Genomic DNA, 17250 nt, shown 5'->3' on the forward strand with positions numbered 1-17250 from the left:
GGGGAAGCCTTGTCGATAGCCCGAAGCGCTCCGCTCGACGAGAGGGCGTTCAACCTGCCGAAGGCGGCGCTAGCGGGTGGCTTCTTCCGCCCTGAAGTGCTTTTCTTGCTCGTCGCCATTGCTACTGCTCCTCAAGTGAAGCCAGCCACTTGGCTTCGCGCTCTACGATCACTGCTCGCGGTACACCCAGTGCCTCCGCAAGAACAGAGCCGAAGTGGGAGAAGTCATCCGGAATCGATCCCCAGGTCTCGGCGATGTCTTCCAGGAGCGGGACGGTGGTCTCCAAGAGGCCCACCGAGGGTAGGCCATCAGGGTGATCGGCGCTCCTGCCTTCGATGAGGTCGACCACGTAGTTCCGGGCGTTTGTGTAGCTACGGCGCTTAGGGAAGGACTTGGCCAACATGACGCTGAGGTCAATTGGCTCGCCCATCTCTTCAAGGAGGGCAAAGGTCGTGGGTAGCTGAACGACGTCGCCGACGTGCTGTTGGGTAGGCACAATACCGCGCTTCGTGAGCATCCAGGCGGTCTTGAGGACACCGACGTCCTGTGGGCCGACGTCAATGATGAGGTGTTTGAAGCCGCGAGCCATCAGGTCGTTTACCTGCTTAGCCATGGCAGGACTCGTGTACCCGACGACCGTGATTGAGGACGGCCAGTCCTCGCCAGCGGCAATTTGCCACTTGAGGCATGTCTTGTTGGTGCCATCCGCGTCCACGAGGAGGACTGGCTCCCCGGTCAGGGCAAGGATGAGTGCGATGTACACCGATAGCGTTGTCTTCATAACGCCGCCCTTGGCGTTTCCCATGGTGAAGCTGACTCCGTCGGGGGTGTTGACGGCGGCAACCACAGCAGTCCGAAGAGGCTCGGGCAGCCCTTCGATGATGCTACGGACCTCAGGGGCAAGGTCATCCGGGAGCGCCAGAGAGGGAGTAGCTCTTTGCTCGGGGAGGAATGCCTCTGGGACGAGCTCGGTGGAGGGAGCCGCTGCGGCTGCGGCCCCCCCGGTCGGCTCCTGAGTGATTTGCTCAGGCATATCTGATGTCTACCTGCTTCTTGTTGGGCGAGTTAGTACTTGGCGCCCCTTAGGGGCTGGTTGTGCGAGGCGGTCCGCTTCGCAAGGTTGGTGCTGCTGAGGCCCTCAAGTTGCGGTGAGTTCCATCGCTTCGGTGATGCCCCTCAAGCTGTGCCTGAGTGAAGACATTCCTGCATCTCACCTCTTCAAGCGCTGGTCGGCCTTAGCGGCATCGGCTCGCGTTAGCGGACTGCCCGCCACCACTCCTGCTGGGAAGTTGCGTAGACACGCTAGCAGAGCGCCGCGTGCCCTCTCAGCTGGACGTGGCCGTTGAGGGGCGCAGGAGACCTCAGATGCGCCTAGGGGGATGCCCCCTGAGGGAGTCGCATCCCCTCAAGGAGGCAGGAGTCGAGTTGGTCCGCCAGTTGATTTCGTGCGCTAGATCGCAAGTTGTGTCCCCGTGTCCTTCCGCGTGTCTCCCCTCGTGTCCCGATTAGTGAATATGTGAAAGCGCAGGTCAAGGGGCATTCCTTGCTCTCTCTTTGCAATTCCTGAGTCCCTTTGGATCGCGGAACTTCTTGCACAAAACAGATCTTCGCGGCATCTAGCTGCAAGTGGCATGAATCTTCTGTTCTTCTCCATGGGCCCAAACCCAACGCGAGTTGGATGCCATAGGCTAGGGCGGTCTCGACTCTGGGGCGATGCTCATCCTCAGCTGGCGGGCCGAATGAACGTGCCTGGCGGTGCCGTCATGTGACGTGCTGCCAGTGCGCGAAGTGCCAGAGTGACGCCTGACGGGAGATAGTCATCCCCCTGTGCCCTCACTGGTGGAGCCGTTCAAGACATACTTCACAAAGGCGCATTCTGGAACACAGGGCGGGCTACAAAGCGGGACACGAGGACACGAGTGGAGGGCCGCCAGGCCCGTTTGTGGCCCTCGCGGTGGATGCCGCATGCCGAGGACGTTCCATGTAAAGAGGCGCGAGGTAGCGCTCCTTGCTGGCATGTGTCATCCCGCCGATGTTGCACACACATGCTCGCGAGTGCGTCTATGGAGGAGGGATGACACATGAAGATGTCGGCGACCAGCCACTCGACCCTCTGTAGGGCCTTCGATCGGGACAGGGTGACCAGGCGCCGCCGGTCGGCCTTGTGGATTCCCGTGGGCGAGCTGAACTGTTCCAGCAGCGTGAGCACGGTCGAATACTGGATGCGTGGGCCCAGACCTCGTTTCAGGTGCGGGTGGATCTGGGCGAGCAGGCTACGGAGCCGGTTGGTGACGCGGGTGGCCTCGCCTACGAGGCCGTCGTCGAACCCGACGATAATGTGGAGTTCGGTGACGGCCTCATTCGCCAACTCGATGGGGTGGAGTGCGTGGGACATGGTGCGGGCGGCGTCCGCGATGATTGCCGCGTCGCGGACGCCGGTCTTGCCCTCACCGGGGTAGAGGTCGGTGGTCCGCCGCATGGTCAGTCCCGGAAGATGGGCGGCTTCACCACTGCCTGCGTCGCGGGCCGGGTCACGGCCAGCGGCAGGGCGCCGATCGAGGCGGGCTGGTCGACCGCCACGAGCACGCGGTGGCACTTCTTGTCAAGCATGGTCCGCATCTTCGGGCTCGCTGTTGGGCAGTGGCTTGTCGATGACCTGCCGGTGGCTTGCGGGCCGGTGATCAGTCGGCCACTGGTTTTGTGTCAGCGTAGTGTGCTGCCTCGTACTCGGTGGGGCTGATCATGCCAAACTGGAATGCAGGCGGCGGTTGTTGTACCACTCGACCTACGAGGCTGTGGCGTACTCGACGTCGGCGACGGTCCGCCAGGGTCCGTCGTGGAAGACCTTCGTGTGTATGCGCTCGCCTTTGTAGAGGCCGTTGATTGTCTCCATCAGCGCGTTGTCGTAAGCATCTCCGACGCTGCCGATCGACGGGCGGATGCCCTCGATGTGCAGGTGCTCGGTGAAGCGCACCCTCGCGTATTGGGCGGATTCATCTGATCGTCGTAACACCTCTGTGAGCTGGGGGTTTGCGGTTGGGTGTGGGGAATCGGCAGGGGGCGGCGCGGGAGTATCGCGGGCGGGTGCCTTTGCCGGGTCGGCCGGGTGTGGCCTGGTGTGAGGACCGGGTCGGGTTCTGGCAGGCGATTGCGCGAGGGCTGAGCTCGGTGGACGCGGTGGCCGCGATCGGGGTCTCCCCGGCCGTGGGGTCGCGGTGGTTTCGGCATGCTGGCGGGGTGGATCCGTGTCTTGCGCCGACTGTCCCGGGCCGATATCCGTCGTTCGCCGAGTGGGAGGAGATCGCTCTGCTGCGGGTCCGGGACCTGGGCGTCCGTGCGATCGCGCGGTGTCTGGGGCGTTCGCCCTCGGCGGTCTCACGGGAGCTGCGGCGCAATGCCTCGGCCCGGAGCTGCCACGTGGAGTACCGGGCCTCGCTGGCGCAGTGGCGTGCTGAGCGGCGTGCGCGGTGGCCGGAGACTGCGAAGCTGGTGGCCAGCCAGCGTCTGCGTGGCTACGTGCAGGATCGGCTGGGATGGTGTCCCACTGGGGACACCGTTGGCGAATTCGGCGGTGTCTCATGCGGGGCGAAGGCGCGTGAAGCGTGAGGTTCGGGTCTTGGCGAGTGGGGTCTGGGTCAGCCAGGCGTCCGTGCGGATGAGGTTGAGGGCGGTGGCGGTGAGTACGTGCTGGAGGCGGGTCTTGTGCAGGCCGGTGAAGCGGCTTCTGCGCAGGCCGCAGCGGCGTAACCCCTGGGCGAGGGTGCCTTCGACGCCGGCTCGGGTGGCTTAGTGGCTCCGCCACTGGTCGGTTTCCTGGAGCTGTCGCCTGGCGCGGATCGCTTCGTGTTCCTCGCGCGGGGCCAGGGAGAGTTTGCGTGGCTCGGTCTTCGAGCGGGTGCATTTCGACCGTACCGGGCAGGCGGCGCAGTCGTGGCGGGCGAAGAACACGTCGGACTGCCAGTAGCCGGGCCGCTGCTGGTGGGGTTTCCAGCGGACGCTGCGGTGCCCTTGCGGGCAGACGGCCGTGCGGGTGTCCCAGTCGATGAGGAAGCCGTCGATGGAGAAGCCCTCGTTGGCCCTGCCCTGCCAGGTGATGTCGTGGCGGATCGGGCCGGTCAGTTCCACGCCGTGGCTGGAGACGCTGGTGGCCAGCAGTTTGGCGCTGACATAGCCCCGGTCGACGAAGTGCTCCCCGGCCAGCAGTCCGGCCCCATCGAGAGTGGCGTGAACCGACTCGGTCACCTCGACATCGGTGACGGTGGCCTCGGTCGTAACGACATGCGTGATCAGGTGCGGGGAGTGCGCGTCGCAGGTCTCGGTCAGATGGACCTTGTAGCCGGTCCATTCGGTGGCGTTCTTGACGCAGTAGCGGGCCTCGCCGTCGTAGGGGGACTCGATGCGGTCATGGGAGGGCGGCATGTCCTTCGGGGCGCGCATCCGCACCCGGTCCTGCGTGATGAAGAACTCCTGGACCCAGTAGCGACGCAGGGCCTCAACGGCCGGGATCTGCCGCAGCCACGACGGGGCGCCGGGATCGTGGATCGCGGTCAGCAGCCGGATGCCGTCCTGGCCGGTCTGCTCCATGTACTGCGTGCGCGGGCCCTCGCCGCGAGGCAGGCGATAGTCCTCGATGCGCCGCTGGTAGCGGTCGAACCAGTCGGCCGGCGCAGTCCCCAGCAGCCAGTCGGGAGCCGCGGCGGCCAGCGCGTTCAGGGCGGCGCGCAGGTGTTCCGCGGTGTTCTCCAGGCGGTTCAGCCGTCGCACCGCAGCCAGGACATGCGTGGAATCGGTGCGCTGGCCGCCGGGGCGCGGCAGCAGACCGGCCTCCCGCAGCCGGTCCAGGACCAGGTCCAGCACCCGCTGTGGTACCCGGTCATTCACCAGACGGTCCCGGAACTCGCTCAGCACGGAATGGTCGAATCCGGGATCGGTCAGTTCCAGCCCCAGAAGAAACTTCCAGTCGATGCGTCCACGCAGGGCAGCCGCCGTCTGGCGGTCCGACAGGCCCTCCGCGAACTGGAGCACCGAAACGATCGCCAACTGGTGGGGCGGCCAGGCGGGTCGACCTCGCTGCGGGAACAGATCCACGAAGTCCTTGTCGGCGAACAGCGGCCCGAGCGCCTCCCGGATCCGCATGCACAGACAGCCCTTCGGGAACGCTAGCCGGGCCACCTCGGCGGTCCGGGCCGGAACCTCGCCCGGCAGACGTGGACGCAGCGACACGTTGATCACCTCACGCTCGCGCCCCCACGCCGCTCCGGCCATCATCCCGCCACGACAACAGCACGTGAAGGCCGCCGCTGAATTCACCAACGGTGTCCACTGGGGGACATGACCTTCAACGAACTGGCAGCGGTTCACCAGCGTGCCTCCATCGCGAATTGCCGGGCCGCCTTGCGGAGGATGTCGCGCTCTTCCTCCAGCTCACGGATCCTTTTCCTGGAGCGGCGCCCGCCGGAGGCCCGGATCCAGTTGCGCAGCGTCGCGGCGTTCACTCCCAGGCCGGCGGCGACCGACTTGATCGTCGCTCCCGGACGGGACCGGTACAACGCGACCGCGTCCGCCTTGAACTCGGCAGGGCAGTGAGCGTTTTCCAACCTCACGCTGATGCCTGGTGGAGGATGAGGGCGGCCTTCACGACGTCGGTGATGCGGTTGGTGCTGCGGCGGAGTTTCCGCAGGAGGCGCCAGCCTTTGAGAACCGTTCTCGAATCCGGTGACCTTGAAGCGGTCTCTTGATCGTTTTGGCTGGGGAGGGATGGGCGGGGCAGGTTCGGTGCCGTTCATGTCCCCGGCTGACAGGGAGATCGGTTCGTGTCGCAGCTGACGCGTGACAAGGTCGTCGATGAGTGGCTGGCCGAGGCTGAGTCGGAAGTGCGGGCCGCGCGGGAGGTCGTCGAGGCGGCTGAGCGGGGACTTCAGGCAGTGCAGGGGCGGTTGGTGCGTCTGCGGGCTGCGCGGGAGATCGCGGCCGGGGCTGATGCGGTGGTGCGGGAGCAGGCCGGCCAGGTGCCGGAGGGCGGCGTGCCGGAGGCTTCGGCCGAGCAGGCCGTGGTCTCCAAGTGGCGCCCGGAAGCCGATCTTGCGCAGCTGCCGCGGGACTGCCTAAAGATCGCCTCGGTGGTGAGGGAGGCCGGGCCGGCGGGGATCCGGGTCATCGAGGTGCACCGGCTGCTGGGCCGGCCGGACACCGACAGCTCGCGGCAGAACGTGCGGAACCGGCTGCAGCGTCTGACGCAGAAGGGCTGGCTGCGGCTGGTGAGCCGCGGTGTCTGTGCCTGGGCCGGGACGTCCTCGGCCTGAGTTCCGGCGGTGACGCGGCGGGCCATGATGCGGATCATCGCCCGCTTCACCATCGCCTCGTGCACGAGGGGCAGGTACTCGTAATCCCTCGCCAGGCGGCGGGAGTTGACCAACCACGCGAGTGTGCGCTCCACGATCCACCCGCGCCTGAGCAAGACGAACCCCTTCGCCTCGTCGGGACGGCGGACAATCTCGACGTCCAGCCCCAGCTTCGCGGCGGCCCATTGGGTCAGCGAGCCGGTGTATCCGCCCTCAGTCCACACCTTGCGAACCGTGGCGAAGCCGCGGCGCAGTCGCGCAAGCAGGGGCACGGCCACGTCCCGGTCCTGCAGGTCGGCCGTGGTCACCGGCACCACGAGGAGCAGGCCGAGGGTGTCCGCCACCAGGTGCCGCTTACGGCCCGTGACCTTCTTCCCGCCATTGAAGGCGCGGGGCTCCGCGGCGACGTGCCAGGACGCCTTCACGCTCTGAGAGTCCACGATCGCGGCCGTCGGCCGCGCCTTCTTCCCCGCCGCCTTGCGGGCCAGCTCGCGCAGCGCGTCATGCAGACAGTCGGGGAATCCGCACTGCTGCCAACGGCGGAAGAAGCGATAGACCGCCTTCCACGCCGCGAAGTCCACCGGCACCTCGCTCCCACTTGACCCCGATGTTCACCAGGTACAACACCGCGTCGATCATGACCCGGTGGCAATAGCCTTCCGGCCGCCCGCCCCGCCCCCGCAACCACGCCGGCACCGGAATCAGTGCCCGGACCACCCGCCACTGCCGCCGGTTCAGATCCGAGGAGTACACACGCTCACGCTGAGTGCCGTCGGCTGCGTTCCCCGCCCGATGCGCCAGGCAGTCACAGTCGTGACCAGCCGACTTGCCCGACACCGACGACTCGGATGTACTGACGCGCACCAACGGGACCTCGGATCCCGCGTGTTGAGGAAGTAGAGACCCCTCACGCCAGAACCAGGTCCCGTCGCCATGCCGCGAACTCTCGCCGCCCGGACCACCTCGCACAACAGTCCAGATCACACCCTCGCTACCCGGATTCGCGAAGGGTTCTCAAACCCGGAACCCGCCAGTGCCCTGCTCCGTCGTCTGGAGCAGGACACCGCGATGCCCGGCATCACTTCTGGCCTTGCGTACGGACTCGCTGGTCAGCCGGTCTACGCCCTGGACGAGTTCTGCCGCCTCATCCAGATTCCTGTCGGGTTCGCACTGTGGGGCTCTAAGTCGCGTACGGCTCAGGCGGTCCTCCGGTTCTTGAGGCAAGCGGCGAACGCGTGGCTGGCCATCACACAACGTGCCGCCGCCGACGTGGATCTGGCCTCAGTCGATCACTACGCGTTCTTCGGCCCTGTCCCACCCCATGCCGCGTCGCCGTGCGGCATCCTGCGGCTGGCAGTGCCGATCGTTCCCGGAGCACCCTCCTCCCGGCCATCCCCCTCCCAGAAGGCACTGGCCATCGCCGCGTAGCCCCCGTGCGGGCCGCGGCCCTGCATGAGGATGAACGTGAACGCCACCTACCTACTGGTCGCCTTCGCCGCGATCTCAATTCCGCGCGTGGTGAGCTGGTACGGCACCAAGCTCCGGCGGGGTGCCCGCCGACTCCACACGTGGCTGGGTCAGCTGCAGTCCAGGGCTGCTGCGGCGCTGCGGTACCGGCTTCGTCGCTTTCTCACCGAGGAAGACGACGTCAAACGCGCACCTGGAGTGCCGCGGTCCTGAGTGAGGCCGCCAACCTCCGGTTGGCGGCCTCTGGTTCAGCAAGCTGCTCAGCTCATGGGCCACTCGTCGAACGGCACGGGAGCCTGACTGTTCGCCTCGCGGATTGCCTCGTCGGTTCCGCACGCCGTGCAGATCATGACGGCCCTGGCGATGGTGAGACGTGAGCGGGCGGGCCGCTCGCCGAGCGGTCCGCCGCAGCGGGGGCAGCGGTCTTCGGCCACGTCACTCCTCGGGGTGTTCACGGGCCGACTTCAAGATCAGGTTCCAGGTCGGACGGGAGTACGTCTTCTCGGTCTGGAGCTGGAGCTGGGGGATCAGCTCAGCGTTCGTCGCTCCCGGGTTCGCCGTGATGGCCTTGCGCGCGAGCGCGAGCCGCTCGTCCCCCTGGTAGGGGTAGGCCAGTCCGCGACGGCCCTTGGGCCGTCCGCCGGCGTGGCCGCGCCCTTTGCGGTTCGCGACGTACTGCCAGAGCTTCCACCGCTTCCACTTCGGCCGCTGGCGACCGCTGGGCAGCATGTCGTAGTCGTCGGGGGCAGGCCAGCCCTCGGGCGGGTTCTTGACGTAGTGGGAGACGGTGGCGCTGTCGGCGAATCCGCAGACGCGTGCTGTTTCGGCGGGGCCCACTTCCTCGTCCGGGTCGTCGGTGAGGTTCGGGGTGTTGGTGGTGACGGCGGCGGCGCGCTGCCGCTGGAGCTCTTTGTACCAGACCACCCAGGCCGTGCCGTCCCAGTGCATGACGCCGTCGGTGACCTCGTTGTCCGGGTGGCCGTTGTTGGCACGGTCGGTCCAGAGGTTCTGGAGGGTGGATTCGCTCAGGCCGTGGACCTTCTGTAGATCGGCGCGTGAGTAGAGCGTGCGGCCGTTGTCGCGGTGCACGGGGTCTCCTGTTCGTGCTGGGGATGGCTGGTGACCGGCGGGATCATGTGTCGGCCTCCGGGTCGGCGGCGGGCGACCATGTCCGGGCGCCTGCGGAGCCCAACCTGGTCAGGCTGGCGACCTCGCGTTCCGAGATGGCCGCGGCCCAGTCCTCGCGGTTCGGGTGGCCGACGGGAAGGTTGAGGACGACGCGCTCGATGCCGGGTGGAACGTCCTCGGCGATGACGAAAGCGTCACCTGGCTCCGCGTCGATGCTGTTACCGGCTCTGAGCTGGGCGATGTCTCCGGGGCGGGGACGGTCGGGGTGCGGGTCGCTTAGCATGGTGGGGTTCTTTCTGGTGAGAGAACATTGACGGCCAGCGCCTTGTTGCCCTTGTGCGCTGGCCGTCGCTTCATGTCTGGTGAGCCGGACGCGGTGGCGCGCCGGTGCCGAGAGGGGGTTACCCTCCCCGTCTCAGCGATGGATTTAAACCACCTTTCTTGATGGGGGTGGGAGACGCGCCCGAAGGTCGCCTTGAAGGTTCAGAAGAACGCCCCCTGGCCGTTGCTTTCGAACGCCTTGTCCTGATGAGCTTCCGGACACGGAGTTCGTACCGGGAGCGGCGGCTGTGCGGCAGCTGGTGGAGGTCGGTTCGGTGGCGGGCCCAGACCACTGGTGTCCTGCGCCAGAAATCCCGAGGGTTAGTTCTGCTCGGGTTTGTGAGTGTTGGCTCCGACCTTGGCGAGGTAGTCGGCGAGGGAGTTGAGGATCTCGTCGGCGGTCTTGGTCCAGGTGAAGGGCCGCGGGTTCTCGTTCCAGGTGTCGATCCACGCGGTGATGTCGTCCTCCAGGGCCTTCACCGACGTGTGGACGCCCCGGCGGATGAGTTTGTCGGTCAGCAGGCCGAACCACCGCTCGACTTGGTTCATCCAGGAGGAGCCGGTGGGGGTGAAGTGGACGTGGAAGCGGGGGTGTTTGCCCAGCCACGCCTTGATCTCGGCGGTGTTGTGGGTGGCGTAGTTGTCACAGACCAGATGGACGTCGAGGTCGGCCGGCACCGCCTTGTCGATCCGGATCAGGAACTTCTTGAACTCGATGGCCCGGTGGCGGCGGTGCAGTGCCGATATGACGGTGCCGTCGGCGATGTTGAAGGCGGCGAACAGGCTGGTGATGCCGTGCCTGTAGTAGTCGTGGGTACGCCGCTCGGGCATGCCCGGCATTATCGGCAGCACCAGTTGTGACCGGTCCAGCGCCTGGATCTGGGACTTCTCGTCGACGCACAGCACCACCGCCTTCTCCGGCGGGTGGTGGTACAGCCCGACTACATCGACGACCTTCGCGACGAACTGTGGATCGGTGGAGAGCTTGAAGGAATCCTGAAGGTGCGGCTTGAGGTCGAACCGCTTCCAGATCCGCCCGATCGTCGACTTGGACAGTCCCGAGTGCTTCGCCATCGAAGCCCGTGACCAGTGGGTGTCCTTGCCGGGGCTGGACTCCAAAGTCGCCACGATGACGTCCTCGACCCGGTCGAGGAGGATCGAGGGCGGCCGGCCCACCCGGGCCTCATCGGACAGACCGTCAAGACGTTTGACGATGAACCGGGCCCGCCAGCGTTCCACCGTCGATTCGTCGACGCCGAGGTCGGTCGCGGCCTGTCGGTTCGTGCCGCCCTCCGCGCAGCGGAGCACGATTCTTGCGCGCAGCGCCAGGTACTGGGCGGTCCTCGCCCGCCTCTCCCACCGGATGAGCTGATCCCGTTCACCCTCGCTCAGGACCAGGTCGGCCTTCGGCCGACCGATCGGGCCGGTGTCCTCGAGCCCGGCCATCCGCTCCATCGCGAAGGCCCCGCGCCACTTCCGTACCGTCTTGAGCGCAACGCCAACGGCCCGCGCGGCGCCCGCATTCGACATCCCATCGGCACACGCCAGGATGATCCGGGCCCGCTCGGCGGGCCGCCGATCCGGCGACCCCGCCCGCCGCAGCAACTCGACACGCTCGTCCTCGGACATCGTGATCTCCACCGCGGAAGGCCCCGGATGCGACATACCAAGCAGGGTACTTACTAACCCTCGGGATTTCTGGCGCATCACACTACTGAGTTTTTCGTTAGTTCTGTGGTGGTTTGGGGTGGAGTGTTAGTCCGGTATGGGTGAGGAAGGACCACGGGAGTTGTTCGTTGGAGCAGATCCGGTGGATGCCGCTTTCGGCGGCGTCGGCGATGTCGGCGAGGTGGTCGCCGGCGAGGTTGGCCAGCTCGCGGGTCTTGATGGCCGACCACAGCAGTTCCACCGGGTTGAGTTCGGGTGCGTAGGCCGGTAGCCGCTCCAGGGTCAACCAGTCCTGTTCGGCCGCCCAGGCCCGCATGTCCCGACTCCGGTGGGCCGACAGTCCGTCCCACACCAACACCACCGATTCGCCAGCGTAGAAGGCCTTGACCTGTTCCAGCACCTCGTTCAAGGAAGTGGTGTTGCAGCTGCCGGGTTTGAGGTGGAAGCACATTCGCGGGCCGCGTTCGGGGTCCGCGGCGTGGTAGCCCAGCGCGGCGGCCATCCCGGCGCGCTTCCAGTTCAGCCGGTGCCGCAGGATGGGAGTGTGCCCGCGGGGTGCGTAGGTGCGGCGTACCTGGGGCAGCAGCGACACGCCTGATTCGTCGAAGAATACGATCCAGGCACGTTTCTTCACCGCCCCTTTTTGATGCGTGGCCACTCCTTGGCGACCCATCGGGCGATCTCGGGCTCGTCCCGCTCGACGGCCTGACGTCGGGGACGCTGCAGACTCCACCCCAGCCGCCCGGTCAGCAGCCGCCACACGGATGCCCGGGCCAGCCTCACCCCGGTCACCCGCTCCACCAGCACGCCGACCCGTTCCAGGGTCCACAGATCCGCCTCGAACCCGTGCGCCTGGGCGCCTTGTTCCAACGCGGCCCGCACCAGCCCGACTTGGGGGTCATCCAGCTTGGGCGGCCGGCCGGTGGCAGGCCGCCGCCGCAGAGCTTGAGCTCCACCCTGCTCCCACAGGCGTCTCCACCGGCGCACGCTCTCGGGATGCATCCCCACCATCCGCGCGACCTCGGATGTAGAACGTCCCAGTTCGAACAACTCGACCGCGCGCATGCGACGGGCCTCGGCCAACTGCGGCCGCGTCAAAGGCAGAACGGAGACATCGGAAACAACAGCCTGCGACTCGGAAGACACACCAGCATGCTCACACCGCCGAAGCCCCTGCACTCACAGAACCAACGAAAAACTCAGTAACGGTAGTTCGTTAAATCCGGCGGTAGAGGTCGAGGGGTTTGCCGGTGGTGACCGCGTCGATCAGGGACTGGAGGTGAGCGGGTGGGTCCTTGTCGGTCCAGGCCTGCCACCAGCGTTGCAGGGTGGTGGCGGGGGTGAGCCAGGCCCGGATGGCGCGTAAAGCCCTGGGCCAGCAGGGCAGTTGGGGCTGGTGGGGCATGGGGGTGCCCCCTCTCTGCCCGGTCGTCGGGGCAGGGGTCGGGAGCGGTGGTGTCCACGGGTCCGGGTGGGGCGAACCATTGGTCCCAGCAGAAGGAGAACGCGCAGTTCACCAGGGTCTGGTGACGTGCGATAGCGCGGGCGGACCGGACCTGGAAGTCGGCCCACCCGAGCTCGTCCTTGATCTGTTTGTAGCTCTGCTCGATCCAGGGCCGCAACCCGTACAGCCGGACGATCTCGGCGAGGTCGGCGGGCGGGTGGGGGTCGGTGGCGGCGTGGGGTGCGTCGGGGTGGGGCAGGTTGGTGGCCAGGTACCAGGTGGCCTTGGGCGGCAGGGTGGCCGGGTCGGTGGTGGCCACGACCAGCCGTACCCGGTTATGGGGTCCCCAGCCGCTCAGGCGGGCGTCGGCGGCCCACCAGGTCTCGGTGTGCCCGTCGCGGAAGTGGCGCTCAACCGGTGTCCAGTCGCCGGGGTGTTCGGGGTCGTGCCAGGCCAGGGCGCTGGCGGCGTCGACGGGGGTGTGCGGCTGGTGGGCGGGTGCCCAGGTGCCGCGGTGCGGCTTGAGGTGAACCACGTAGGGCAGGCGGGCCTCGCGCAGCGCGAGATACCAGTCGTCGCTGACGGAGTAGGCGCAGTCGGCCACCACCGCCCGGCACGCGAAGCCCGCCTCCTTGCCCCGGGCCGTAAGAGCTGCGGCGATCTGCGGCTTGGTGCGGAAGGCGGGATCACGCCGGCCGCGCGGGAAGTGGTGGGCGGGGGTGTAGGGCTGGGCGTGCAGCGGGTAGTACACCCGCCCATCGGTCCATACCGTGGTCACTGTGACGATGCAGTTGTCTGTCTTGCCGTACCGGCCCAGCCACTGCCGGCCCACGTGGGCGGTGGCCGTGCCGTCCTTGCGGTCTCCGGAATCGTCGATCACGATGACCCCGCCCGGGTGCGGAGCGGTTTCCGGCTGCTCGCGCAGCAACTCAAGCCGTCTGCTGTTGACTTGCCCGGCGTCCCAGGCAGACTCGGACAGGAAGAACTGCAACCGTTGCACCGCCGGGTTGCGGGCACCGACGACCGGTTCCGCACCGGCCAGACAGGTCAGCGTCTTGTTCCGGTCCCGCGGCGCCAGCAGGCCCGTGAGGTACTCGCGGAATCCCCGCCGTTGGGCCAGGGAGGCGAACAGGTCGTCGAAGCACGCGGCATACCTCTCCAGCGGTCCCGGCGCCGGTGGACACGGGCGACGAGCGGTCATCGTCACCACCCCCACCATCCGGACTACCGCTGCCCTGCCCCCAAGTCAACGAACTACCGGTAAGAGATCATCTCATTTGGCCAGTCGGCGATAGCGGATGAGGGTGCAGGCGATGCTGGCGAAGGCAGGGAAATGGATGGCTTTGCGTTCGTAGCGGCGGTGGAGTCGGCGGCATCCTGCGGGCCAGGACATGGTGCGCTCAATGGTCCAGCGGTGGCGTCCGAGTCGTTCTGAGGACTCGATGCCTTTGCGGGCGATGCGGGGTGTGATGTGCCGGGACCGGAGCCATTGCCGCAGGCGGCGGTTGTCGCAGGCCTTGTCCGCATGCAGTTTGGCGGGGCGGCGCCGGCGGGGTCCGCGGCGGGACCGGATGGGCGGGATGCCTCGGACGAGCGGTTCGAGTGCCTGGCTGTCATGGAGGTTCGCGCCCGAGATACCGGCCGGAAGGGGCAGGCCGGTCCGCTCGGTGATCAAGTGGATCTTCGAGCCGTACTTGCCCCGGTCCAACGGATTCGGACCCCTCAGGTCCCCTTTTCCAGGGCGCGCATGTTCACCGAGTCGATCGCGCACCGCGACCAGTCCAGCTCGCCACGGGCGCCGAGGCCATCCAGCACCAGCCGGTGCAGCTTCGCCCACACCCGCAGCCGGCCCCGCTCCATGAACCGGCGGTGCGCCGTTACCCCGGACGGCCCGAACACCGCCGGGACCTGCGACCACGCGCATCCCGCCGTCGCCACGAAGAGGATCGCCGCCAGCACCTCACGGCCCCCGTACCGACGCCGCCCACCGCCCTGCGGACGCGACGGCGCCTCCGGCACCACCCGCTGAAACAACTCCCACAACCCGTCCGGCACCAACCACTCAACCATCAACACCCAGACAGACTACCGGCACCCCAAATGAGATGATCTCTAAACCGCGACCACGTCGCCCGCCGCCCCGGCTCCTTCATCACATCGAACCCACTACACCGCTCACCCGCCGGCACCACCAGCAGGTTCGCGATCCGGGCGAGGGTGGCCTCGCTCATCCGCCCCACGATCCCCGCACAGATCTCCCCTTCCACCCGCGCCCGGACCGACGCCGCCATCCGGTCCAGCGTGGAGAACCCCGGCAGCTCCAGCCGCGCCCGTACCAGCTCCTCCAGCGCCACATTCACCAGATCCGCCGCATGCGCCCGCACCGGCGCCGCCGCCTCCATCGCCCCCGCCGCAACCTCCCGCGCCCGCGCCGGATCCCGCACCAGACCGATACGTTCACGGATCCAGGAGCGGTAGCGCTCCTGCGACCGGGACGAGCCGGACTCCAGCGGCACCCCGGGCGCCAGCGCCAAGACAGCGAGTACCTGCTCGGTGACCGCATCAGGCACCTGTTCCAGGTCCGGGAAGTGCCCCAGCCGCCCGCAGGACTTCAACAACACCAGCAACGTGAGCATCCGCCCCGGCCGGTGGTGCGTACGCTCCGCCGCCCACCCCACCTCCTCCACGGACGGCGTGAAGAATTCCCGCAACTCCCGCGCCGACGTGATCCGCTTGAAGCGCGGATACGCCGTCCGCTCCACCGACGCCACGCCACACACCCCACAAGATCACGAACAGGATGTGTGCACCGTAACCGCCCCGGAAACTCCCACCCCAGGCGGCCCCAGCAGCGACACCAATCACTACACACAGCACGCAAAGCTAACCTAACGTCATCAAGTGGCGGGTCTCACACGTATCTCCTCCGACTCCCTGACACAGGCCGTACGCTCCAGGCCCCAGGACGGGAAACTGTGGGCCCCGTCCGGGCGCCTTCTATCAGGTGCGGCCGCCGTGCCTGGGCGTTTCCCGGATTTCCGCGCCTGGTGTACAGCGCCGCCTCTACTGTCCAGCCCGATACCAGGTACGGGGTTGGCGGAAGGGGCTGTGGAGTGGGGCGGGATCTGGGTCTGGACGGGGTGGTGGACCACTTCACCCTGTCCGGCGACGAGGCGGGATGGTTACGGAACAAGACCGGGGCCACGAGGTTGGGCTTCGCCGTTCAGCTGAAGTTCCTCCTCTGGCGCGGCCGGTTCCCCAAGATGCGCCTAGTACTCCAGCAGCGGTTCGCTATCTGGCCTGGTCGAAGGCGTCGTCGGGAGTGTAGTGGTTTGGTCGTGGGTCGGGGGTGGTCTGGCCGGACCGCCCCTCCAACGTGTGGAGTCGTCGCTGGTAGTGGCAGCGGCGGGAGACGGCCTGGTGTCTGCGGCGCCAGCGAGACCAGTTCAGAGCGTGCGTGCGAAGCGGCCGCCCGGTTTGGCGGTTCGGGCCGAGGCGAAGTGCCAGGAGCCGGCGGACTTCTGCCACGGTGAGCGGAGCCAGGGTGCCGGAAGCGTTTCTGCACCCCCCTTTCCCGCCGCGTCGGCTGCCATGACCGCGAGGTAGGCGTGAGCGAGCATGGCCAGGGTGATGTGCCGGAACCAGCCGACGTAGCGGCGGACCTCGTACTGGTCCAGGCCGCACTCGTTCTTTGCCGCCTGGAAGCACTCCTCGATCTGCCAGCGCATCCCGGCGATCCTCACCAGGTCGGCCACTGTGGTCTCCCGCGGTGCGTAGGCGAGGAAGTAGGCGATCTCCTGGGACTTGCTGATGCTGCGGCGGGCCAGTGCCCAGCGTCGGCGTACGGGGGCCTCGCCCTGGCAGTCGAACTCGGCCACCGTGGGCAGCTCCAGTGCCGCCCAGTGGTAGCGCCTTGGTCCTTTGGCGCCGTCACCGCACGAGATCGTCTCCCACGCCTCGCCGGGGGCCTGGGCAAACAGGTAGTCGATGCGCGGGCCGAAGACCTGCTGGGACTTGGGCACTGCGAGCACGTAGCCGAGGCCGGACTGCTCGATCAGGCGACGAAAGCGTCCCTCCTGCCCGTAGGCGGAGTCCGCAGCCACCCACGCAAGAGGGAGATCCGAGGCCAGAGCACGCAGCACCAGGCGCTTGGCCAGCTCGCCCTTCGTGGCGAAGCCTCGTTCGTCGGGGACCTTCGCCGCCCGGCAGCGTTCCCGGTCCTCCGTCCAGGACTTGGGCAGGTAGAGCTCCTGGTCCACCAGGGCGCGGCCGCGGGTGGTGGCGTAGGCGGCGAAGACGCCGATCTGGCAGTTCTCGGTGCGGCCGGCGGTGCCGGAGTACTGACGCTGCACCCCGGCGGAGGTGGTGCCCTTCTTGACGAAGCCGGTGTCATCGATGACGAGCACCCCGCCGTCTACGCCGAGGTGCTCGGCGACGTATGCCTGAAGGTCGTCGCGGACGTCGTCGGCATCCCAGTTCGCCGCGTTCAGCAGCCGCTGGAAGCCATCAGGGGTGTGGTGCCCGGCGAACTCGGCCAGCTGCCAGCCGTTTTTACGGCTGACGGGAGCGAGAAGCCCCCGCACATAGTCCCGCATCCGACGCCGCAGGTCCGCGCGGCCGAAGCGGTGGCCAATGCGCAAGAAGAGAGTGTCGAGTTCCCGCTCCCAGGTCACGTCCGCATGCTCGTCGATCACCTTGGAAGGCTGTCGGCACCGGAGTCGGCCAGCCAAATCCTGACCCACACGTGGGAGGGGCGGTCCGGCCAGACCACCCCCGACCCACGACCAAACCACTACACTCCCGACGACGCCTTCGACCAGGCCAGATAGCGAACCGCTGCTGGAGTACTAGTACTCCAGTTGCAGTTCGCTATTCCTGCTG

At 67.4% G+C, this 17250-nt stretch carries 16 protein-coding genes and 5 pseudogenes; 3 read left to right on the plus strand and 18 right to left on the minus strand.

Annotated elements, in window-relative coordinates; genetic code table 11:
* Positions 1 to 121: 121 nt before the first annotated feature.
* From C9F11_RS45590 to C9F11_RS49440, 4 genes and pseudogenes are all read right to left on the minus strand, one after another.
* Complete coding sequence (locus C9F11_RS45590; RefSeq protein ID WP_138968394.1) at positions 122 to 1033, minus strand: AAA family ATPase; 912 nt, start codon at positions 1031 to 1033, stop codon at positions 122 to 124.
* Positions 1034 to 1861: 828 nt separating this feature from the next.
* On the minus strand, positions 1862 to 2479 hold the full coding sequence (locus C9F11_RS50055; RefSeq protein ID WP_138968396.1) for a transposase: 618 nt from the start codon (positions 2477 to 2479) through the stop codon (positions 1862 to 1864).
* A gap of 2 nt (positions 2480 to 2481) precedes the next feature.
* The gene (locus tag C9F11_RS50060; protein WP_346347488.1) at positions 2482 to 2610 is read right to left on the minus strand and encodes a hypothetical protein; all 129 of its coding nucleotides are present in this window, start codon (positions 2608 to 2610) and stop codon (positions 2482 to 2484) included.
* Positions 2611 to 2681: 71 nt separating this feature from the next.
* A pseudogene (locus tag C9F11_RS49440) lies at positions 2682 to 2986 on the minus strand (integrase core domain-containing protein); the annotation flags it as partial.
* A 50-nt stretch (positions 2987 to 3036) separates the two neighbouring features.
* Here C9F11_RS49440 and C9F11_RS45605 point away from each other — a divergent pair.
* A pseudogene (locus C9F11_RS45605) lies at positions 3037 to 3531 on the plus strand (helix-turn-helix domain-containing protein); the annotation flags it as partial.
* Positions 3532 to 3576: 45 nt separating this feature from the next.
* Here the strand turns inward: C9F11_RS45605 and C9F11_RS45610 are convergent.
* The 4 genes and pseudogenes from C9F11_RS45610 to C9F11_RS49450 all read right to left on the minus strand — a co-directional run bounded on the left by C9F11_RS45610 (position 3577) and on the right by C9F11_RS49450 (position 6928).
* Positions 3577 to 5223, minus strand: a pseudogene (locus C9F11_RS45610) (IS1182 family transposase).
* A gap of 155 nt (positions 5224 to 5378) precedes the next feature.
* Positions 5379 to 5597, minus strand: a pseudogene (locus C9F11_RS49445) (transposase); the annotation flags it as partial.
* A 2-nt stretch (positions 5598 to 5599) separates the two neighbouring features.
* A pseudogene (locus tag C9F11_RS47965) lies at positions 5600 to 5698 on the minus strand (IS5/IS1182 family transposase); the annotation flags it as partial.
* 219 nt (positions 5699 to 5917) lie between these two features.
* Positions 5918 to 6928, minus strand: coding sequence for an IS5 family transposase (locus C9F11_RS49450; protein WP_138968404.1), 1011 nt, complete (start codon positions 6926 to 6928; stop codon positions 5918 to 5920).
* Positions 6929 to 7409: 481 nt separating this feature from the next.
* Here C9F11_RS49450 and C9F11_RS45630 point away from each other — a divergent pair, with 481 nt between their 5' ends.
* Both C9F11_RS45630 and C9F11_RS45635 read left to right on the plus strand, forming a co-directional pair.
* Positions 7410 to 7769, plus strand: coding sequence for a hypothetical protein (locus tag C9F11_RS45630; protein ID WP_138968406.1), 360 nt, complete (start codon positions 7410 to 7412; stop codon positions 7767 to 7769).
* Between the two features lie 36 nt (positions 7770 to 7805).
* Positions 7806 to 8021: a hypothetical protein gene (locus tag C9F11_RS45635; RefSeq protein WP_138968408.1), complete on the plus strand. Its 216-nt coding sequence runs from the start codon at positions 7806 to 7808 to the stop codon at positions 8019 to 8021.
* A 47-nt stretch (positions 8022 to 8068) separates the two neighbouring features.
* On the opposite strand, the gene C9F11_RS45640 is transcribed toward C9F11_RS45635, so the two are convergent.
* The 10 genes from C9F11_RS45640 to C9F11_RS45685 all read right to left on the minus strand — a co-directional run bounded on the left by C9F11_RS45640 (position 8069) and on the right by C9F11_RS45685 (position 17042).
* Positions 8069 to 8242: a hypothetical protein gene (locus C9F11_RS45640; protein ID WP_249402369.1), complete on the minus strand. Its 174-nt coding sequence runs from the start codon at positions 8240 to 8242 to the stop codon at positions 8069 to 8071.
* Position 8243: 1 nt separating this feature from the next.
* Complete coding sequence (locus C9F11_RS45645) at positions 8244 to 8897, minus strand: hypothetical protein (RefSeq protein ID WP_138968413.1); 654 nt, start codon at positions 8895 to 8897, stop codon at positions 8244 to 8246.
* Between the two features lie 43 nt (positions 8898 to 8940).
* Positions 8941 to 9219, minus strand: a complete 279-nt coding sequence (locus C9F11_RS45650; RefSeq protein WP_138968415.1) for a DUF6211 family protein — start codon at positions 9217 to 9219, stop codon at positions 8941 to 8943.
* A gap of 359 nt (positions 9220 to 9578) precedes the next feature.
* Complete coding sequence (locus tag C9F11_RS45655) at positions 9579 to 10922, minus strand: IS630 family transposase (protein WP_212767956.1); 1344 nt, start codon at positions 10920 to 10922, stop codon at positions 9579 to 9581.
* Positions 10923 to 10983: 61 nt separating this feature from the next.
* Positions 10984 to 11559 (minus strand): IS630 family transposase, encoded by a 576-nt coding sequence (locus C9F11_RS45660; RefSeq protein ID WP_138968161.1) that lies wholly within the window; start codon positions 11557 to 11559, stop codon positions 10984 to 10986.
* Positions 11556 to 12071, minus strand: a complete 516-nt coding sequence (locus C9F11_RS45665) for a winged helix-turn-helix domain-containing protein (RefSeq protein WP_138968417.1) — start codon at positions 12069 to 12071, stop codon at positions 11556 to 11558. The genes C9F11_RS45660 and C9F11_RS45665 overlap by 4 nt, the downstream gene beginning before the upstream one ends.
* A 53-nt stretch (positions 12072 to 12124) precedes the next feature.
* Positions 12125 to 13570: an IS701 family transposase gene (locus tag C9F11_RS45670; protein WP_138968419.1), complete on the minus strand. Its 1446-nt coding sequence runs from the start codon at positions 13568 to 13570 to the stop codon at positions 12125 to 12127.
* A 72-nt stretch (positions 13571 to 13642) separates the two neighbouring features.
* Positions 13643 to 14439, minus strand: a protein-coding gene (locus C9F11_RS45675; RefSeq protein ID WP_171076261.1) for an IS5 family transposase whose coding sequence is annotated in 2 segments (ribosomal slippage) — positions 13643 to 14103 and positions 14103 to 14439 — 798 coding nt in all. Because the reading frame shifts where the segments join, the coding sequence is not laid out codon by codon here.
* Positions 14439 to 15140, minus strand: a complete 702-nt coding sequence (locus tag C9F11_RS49835) for a DUF4158 domain-containing protein (RefSeq protein WP_171076230.1) — start codon at positions 15138 to 15140, stop codon at positions 14439 to 14441. The genes C9F11_RS45675 and C9F11_RS49835 overlap by 1 nt, the downstream gene beginning before the upstream one ends.
* 675 nt (positions 15141 to 15815) lie before the next feature.
* A complete protein-coding gene (locus C9F11_RS45685) occupies positions 15816 to 17042 on the minus strand; it encodes an IS701 family transposase (protein WP_138968789.1) in 1227 nt (408 codons plus the stop codon).
* Positions 17043 to 17250: the final 208 nt, after the last annotated feature.

The organism is Streptomyces sp. YIM 121038 (genome assembly GCF_006088715.1).
In the GTDB taxonomy this organism is placed as follows: Bacteria; Actinomycetota; Actinomycetes; order Streptomycetales; family Streptomycetaceae; genus Streptomyces.